A 5424-nucleotide genomic window follows, 5' to 3' on the forward strand; every position below is an offset into this window, starting at 1 on the left:
AAGAACGCTTCAATAATCTTACTCCTACTGAAGTGAGACAGGCTGCAATGGTTTCAATACCCCCTGCGCAATATCCTATACCTGAAAATAAACGTATTTTAGCATACAAGGCTATGCTATTAGAAAAAAGAGAAAAATCGAATAGAAAATGCGACCCTAATTAAGATCGCATTTTCTCAAAAATTTTATTTATTTTGCCTGTCTACTTGACAGGGGTCTGTTCAAAGTACTCAGAATATCTTTTAGAAAACATGTAAAAGTTATTTAATATAAATATTTTGTAGTTTACTACAGAGTTTATAGAAAATGTATAATTATATGTTATAAATAAAATATACTTTTTGTATAAGTTAAGTCAAACACACCGCTATGAATGCCTTATATAAAATATAGAAAATAGCTTATACTTAAAGTAATTGTTAAATATTACTCTCATATTTTAGAAGTCAAAAATTTTTTTGACTTCTTTTTTTATAAAAAATGTTGTTAACAACAAAAAAAGTGCAGTTAACAACAAAAAAGATTTAATATTTATATGGTGTGCTATAAATATTAATGTAGTCATAATGTAAATTGATTATTTCCCTAGTCAAATTTTAAAACGTTAATTGTATTCCTTTAGCATAGTTTACTACCTATGAAAAACGATTAATAATTTACATTATGATTACTAAATGATAAACCATTATAAAATTATTTTATTTCCAAAAAACATAGAATTATGATTCTAGAGAAGAACCTGTTTACATTCTCCCGAAATTGTAAATAGGTTCTCTTTTGTTGTATAAAAATTTTGAAGTTAACTATTTTAATTATGCTATACAAAAGAGGTTTTTTTACAACAAAAAATGTGTTATTAACAACAAAAGTTTTTTAATGTGATATAAATAATAATGTAATCACGATGTGATTTTATTATTACCCAAGTTAAATTTTAAAACGTTAATTGTATTCCTTAAGCATAGTTACTACCTATGAAATGACGATTTAAAAATTTACATTGTGATTTTTTTAGAATATAAACCATTATAAAATTTTATTTCCACAAAAAGCTACTTATGATCTCCCAAAACAATAAGTAGTTTTTTGTGCTTATTGTTGTTAGTTTATCATAAAAAAATAGAGATGTAAATCTGTTTTTTTTATTTTTTTATTTTTATTCGTTATTAACAACAAAAAAGTGATAAAAAACTTTGAATGCGATATAAATAATAATGTAATCACAATGTGATTTTATTATTACCCAAGTTAAATTTTAAAACGTTAATTGTATTCCTTAAGCATAGTTACTACCTATAAAATAACGATTTGAAAATTTACATTGTGATTTTTTAGAATATAAACTATTATAAAATTTTATTTCCACAAAAGCTACTTATGATCTCCCAAAACAGTAAGTAGTTTTTTGTGTTTCAAAGCAATTTTAATATAGAGAAAAAGGAGCTATAATGGCTCATTTTTGGTATAAAAAGTTTTTGTTTTGGCTATATTTTTAAATAAAGTGATAAGTGAGACTAGCTATTCAAATGTAGGTGAACGTCCCTTAAAGGATTCTTGAAAGAAAGTTTCATCACATTGAATCTTTGAGGATAAGTATAAGTATTTATAATGCTCTCTAATGGCATATAAAGGCTGTGCTAACTGCAATATTTAGTTCATTTGTTATTTTATTAAGAGAATATTGGTATTATTAACAAAAGATTTTCTACAAGTCTTGCATAGATACCTTTGAGTTTCTTTATTCTTACTATTTTTAACTATGTATTTATTTTTATAATAGGGGAAAATTAGTTCTGTTCTCTCATCATTATTTGAAATATTAATAAGTATACTTATATCTATTAATGTATCTATTAATGATTTTTCTTGGACTGCACTACTTAAAAGTTTTATATTTTCTAGAATCTTAAAATAGTTATCTAAGCACAAATCAATCACTTCTTAACAATCATCATATGTTTAGATGCTTGCCTATTTTTATCACTTTTATTCATAACACAGCCAAAATAATTACCTGAGATTAAATTTTAAATTTGAAGTTATCATAGCATAATTATAAAGATTGTATAAATGTAGAGTGTAACTTATATATAAGTTACAGTCAGAAATCGGAGAAAATGCTTTTGTTTATATTCAACAATTTAATTCTTTTATTTAAACAGTATAAGTTTTTTAATTATACTAAAAAAAATATTATCTTTCTTTTTATGTTTCTCTATGCTTTCTGGTCATAATTTTATGAGCTATTCCTGTAACAATTTTGAGAAATAACAAAAATAGTATATACTTTGTTATTCGAGACAAAAAATATGCTTTTTGCAACAAATAATAAAGTAAAGAAGTTTTTTGTGATATAAGTAATATATAATCATAATGTAAGTTGATTATTTCCCTAATTGAATTTCAAACGTTAATTGTATTATTAAGTATAGTTTGCTACTTATAAAACAAGAAAACGGTTAATAATTTACATTATGATTATGAGAATATAAAACCATTATAAAAATATTTTATTTCCAGAAGATCGTAAATGATTAATAGGAAAAAGCTGCTTATAGCCCCCCAAAATAATCTATAAGCAGCTTTTTTCTATATATTTTTTTAGGCTATATTATGAATAAAAGTTATGTTTAGAAAGGATAATAAAAGAGGAGATTAAGGAAAATTCAAAGAAATTTCAAAAGATAAATAGCATTCATATGAGTATAAAAAAGATTTATTTTGGTTTATAAAGGGAAAACATTCTTATATAGATGTGAATTTTAAAAGATGTCCACTTATGTTGGAATAGCTAGTTTATTTATCAATTTATTTTGTAATTGAGCCTTTTTTGTTAATAATATATACTATGTATTATATAAGTTAAATTCTTGATGGTATTTAACAACTACAAGTTAGTCGTTTACATCATATATGAATCAAAAGGCTTTATATATGGTATAAATAATACATAATCATAATGTAAGTTGATTATTACCCAAGTTAAATTTTAAAACATTAATTATTAATTGAATCCTTAGGCATAGTTTTACTACCTATGAAATGACAGATGATTAATAATTTACATTATGATTATGACAGTAAAACCATTATAAAATATTTTATTTCCAAAAGATATAGATTATATATAATCTAAAAAAAGAAACTGCTTATATCTCCCAAAACTATAAGCAGTTTCTTTTTATTTATAAAAATCAATTTTAATTATTTTAAAATATCACTTTCGTCAATTCTTCTAACAGCCTCTTCAATTACATCACAAGGAAGAACTAAAGCAAACCTAACATATCCTTTTCCTAAAGAGCCAAAAGCACTTCCAGGCGTACATAATACTCCTGTTTTCTCAACAAGCTCCATACAGAATTCATTAGAAGAAGAGTAGCCTTTTGGAATTTTGGCCCAAACAAACATACTGCCTTGACTCTCTTTAACTTTCCAGCCTATTTTAGTAAGTCCACGACATAAGGCATCTCTTCTTTTTTCATATTCTTTAGCATGTGCCTTTACACTATCTTGTGGACCTGTTAAAGCTGCAATAGCTGCATATTGAATAGGAAGAAATATACCATAGTCAATTTGAGATCTTAACATTTTAAAGTGGTCTATAATATCTTTATTTCCAAGAACAAAAGAAATTCTAGAACCAGTTACATTAAAAGATTTTGATAAAGAATAAAATTCAACTCCCACTTCCTTAGCTCCTTCATGACTTAAGAAAGAACCTCCAATATTTCCGTCATAAACTATATCAGAGTAAGCATTATCATGAATTATAATGATATTATTTTTCTTAGCAAAGGAAATAAGTTCGTCATAAAATTCTGAAGGTGCTATGGCACATACTGGATTTAAAGGGTAAGATACTACCATAAATTTAGTTTTATCTAAAATATGCTGTGGAATTGATTTTAAGTCTGGAAGATAGTTATTTTCCTCTAAAAGATCATAATATTTTATTTCTGCTCCTGCAAGATATGGTCCTATTTCAAAGATTGGATAACCTGGATTGGGTACAAGGACTATGTCGCCTTTATTAACTAAAGAAAGACCTATATGAGCCATACCTTCTTGTGAACCATAGATTGACATTATTTCAGAAGGATGAACTGTAGCATTAAATCTTTCCTTATAATAAGAAGATACTGCCTCTAATAGTTCAGGAAGATCCCCTAAAGAATATTTCCACATCTCTGGATCCTTTGCTTTTGAAAGCAGTGCCTCTATAACATGTTTGTCAGGTTTAAAATCTGGTGTGCCAACAGAAAGATTATAAACCTTGCCCCCATTTTTTATTACTTCATCTTTTTTGTCATTTAATACATTAAATATTCCTGTTTGGAAGTATTCTAACTTCTTTGAAAAATTAATATTCAAAATTTTTGCCCCCTAAAATTTATTTATTATATAATTAAAAGCAGAAAATTACTTTTCTGCTATAAAGAATAATCTAGGTAATTTAAAAATAACTTTCCCATCCTTTTGAGGAGGATAGTTCTTTTCAATTTCTTGTAATAAATCAGCTTCAAACTCTCTTTTAGTTTCATCATCTAAAACTTCTAAATAAGGTTTAAGCCATGTCCCTCTATACATATTTAAAATAGTTTCAGCACTATCTAAAACATGATAGTAAGTTGTAACCCACATATCGATTTTAGAGCATCTTTCTGCTAAAATATCATAATACTTGTTTGCTGAAATTACATTTATTTCTGTTGTTTTTTCAAAGTGATCTTTCCATTTATCACTTGTTACTGTTCTATGAATTAGTCTATGTATTGGTTGTTTAAAGTTTAAAGGCATTTGAATACATAAAGCCCCTTTATCAGTTAATAAATCAATAAGTCTTGGAATTAAAGCCTTATGATCTGGAACCCATTGAAGACATGAATTGCAGAATACAATATCCATGCTATTATTTAAAAATGATAAATCTTTAGTTATATCAAAAAATTTAAAATTTAAGTTTGGATGATTTTCTTCAGCTTTATGAATCATTTCTTCAGAGTTGTCTAAACCTAAAATTTTAGCACCTGGATATTTATTGAATAAGACATTTGTACTATAGCCAATGCCACATCCTAAGTCGAGAATAGTGCTTGGATTTTCTACTTTAATTTTATCTGCAAGGTCATGAGCTGGAAGTATATTTTCAGTATTCAATTCTAAGCAGTTTTCTGAATTCAAGTTAGACATTATAATCACCTCTATATTTATACTATACTTAGGGTTAATCATATTTCTTAACCCTTATATATCAAGGCTTCGAAAAGCCGAGATTTCTATATCACTCAAATTTCCTAGTATCTTTTGTACCTCTTTGGATAAAACTAATTATAGATACATAAACTAATTAGTTGCACTAACGGAGGTATTAACAAATGATACAAAGACAAGAGATTTTTAACATAGTTGATTTATTTACAT

Annotated in this window: 3 protein-coding genes; all 3 read right to left on the reverse strand. The window is 25.9% G+C overall.

Annotated features, from left to right (window positions below):
* Positions 1 to 1662: 1662 nt before the first annotated feature.
* Positions 1663 to 1938, reverse strand: coding sequence for an IS1/IS1595 family N-terminal zinc-binding domain-containing protein (locus BM384_RS15185; RefSeq protein ID WP_175537415.1), 276 nt, complete (start codon positions 1936 to 1938; stop codon positions 1663 to 1665).
* 1266 nt (positions 1939 to 3204) lie between these two features.
* On the reverse strand, positions 3205 to 4374 hold the full coding sequence (locus tag BM384_RS15190) for an aminotransferase class I/II-fold pyridoxal phosphate-dependent enzyme (RefSeq protein ID WP_090014858.1): 1170 nt from the start codon (positions 4372 to 4374) through the stop codon (positions 3205 to 3207).
* 48 nt (positions 4375 to 4422) lie between these two features.
* Positions 4423 to 5193, reverse strand: coding sequence for a methyltransferase domain-containing protein (locus tag BM384_RS15195; RefSeq protein WP_175537416.1), 771 nt, complete (start codon positions 5191 to 5193; stop codon positions 4423 to 4425).
* Positions 5194 to 5424 lie beyond the last annotated feature (231 nt).

The sequence above is a fragment of the Clostridium sp. DSM 8431 genome, assembly GCF_900116755.1.
Lineage (GTDB): Bacteria > Bacillota > Clostridia > Clostridiales > Clostridiaceae > Clostridium.

Bases quoted from the DNA above. Each gene is read 5' to 3' on its own strand.
- BM384_RS15195 (WP_175537416.1), bottom strand. From the start codon at position 5,193: ATGTCTAACTTGAATTCAGAAAACTGCTTAGAATTGAATACTGAAAAT.